Here is a 1,187-nt window from a genome sequence, read left to right on the forward strand (position 1 = left end):
TCGCTCTCCGCGCCGGGCCGCCCCTCCGCCGCCTCCAGCGCGGCCAGCGTCTCCCGTGCCAGCCGCGCCAGCGCCTCCTGGCCTGCGGGCGAGAGGTCCGGCATCCTGCGCGAGCTCTCCTGCGCGCCGAGATAGGTACCGGTCACCGGATCGAGGGCGATGAGACCGTCGACATACGCGTCGGCGACCTCGCGGGGCAGCGGGCTGTTCGTCTCTGACATGCGGACATCCTCGTACGGATAGCGGTGTTCCGTCAGCCCTGATCGCGCGAGCGGAAGCAGGGGGAGCCCGGATTTCGCTGAGAGCCAAGGGGTGCGGGGGCGACGGGACGCCGGGGGTGGGGATCAGTCCCGCCGGCCCCGCTCACCCGCGCACAGCTCGAACGGCAGGTCCTGCGGCGTCAGTTCGTCGAGGCGGGCCGTGATGACGAGGGTGCCCTCCTCGATCTGGTAGTCGAGCGGCAGACCGAGGGACCGCATCGCCGCGACCATCGCCGTGTTGCCCGAGCGGGTCACCGCGTACACGCTCTCGCCGCCCGTCTCGACGGCCATCCGCACCAGCCTGCGCAGCAGTTCGCCGCCGATGCCGCGTCCCTGGTAGCCGTCCTCGACGAGGAGGGCGACCTCGGTCTCGTCGCCGTCCCACAGGAGGTGGCCGAGGCCGACGACGCGGCCGGAGGCGGTGCGGACGGCGAGGGTGCGGCCGAAGCGGGGGCTCAGGAGGTGGTTCAGGTAGCGGTCGGCGTCGTGGACGGGACCGTGGTAGCGCATCGTGAGGGTCTGCTGCGAGCACCGCTCGTGCATCGCCTTCGCGGCCTCCAGATCGGCCGTGTCGGCGCGGCTCACCGTGATGTCGTCACCCTCGGGCAGCGTCAGGACGTCCTGACCGCGCGGGACGCGGGGCCCGAGCCGGGTGTCCAGGTCGACCAGCGCGCGGGCGCGCGCGAACTCGGTCGGGGTGAACGGCAGGTGCGGCCGCTCCACGGTGATCACTCCGCCTTCCGGCGCCCGCAGGCGCAGCACTGTCTCTTCCAGGACCCCCTCGGCCGGCACGTCGTGCGCGCCGGGCAGCGAACGGATCGCGCACCGGCCCAGCAACTGCCGCAGGGCGAGGGGGAGTTCCGCCGCGTCCAGGGCGGTACGGGTGGCGAGGCCCAGCACCCGGGTGGGCGCGTCGACCAGGTCGTG

The 1,187-nt window shown here is 73.5% G+C and carries 1 protein-coding gene and 1 pseudogene; both read right to left on the reverse strand.

What is annotated here, in order from left to right; genetic code table 11:
• Positions 1–221: pseudogene (locus ACVNF4_RS36265) on the reverse strand (DUF885 domain-containing protein); the annotation flags it as partial.
• A 123-nt stretch (positions 222–344) separates the two neighbouring features.
• Positions 345–1,187: GNAT family N-acetyltransferase (locus tag ACVNF4_RS36270; RefSeq protein WP_461807069.1), on the reverse strand; the 843-nt coding region annotated here is incomplete at its 5' end.

This window comes from Streptomyces sp. S6, from assembly GCF_054880855.1.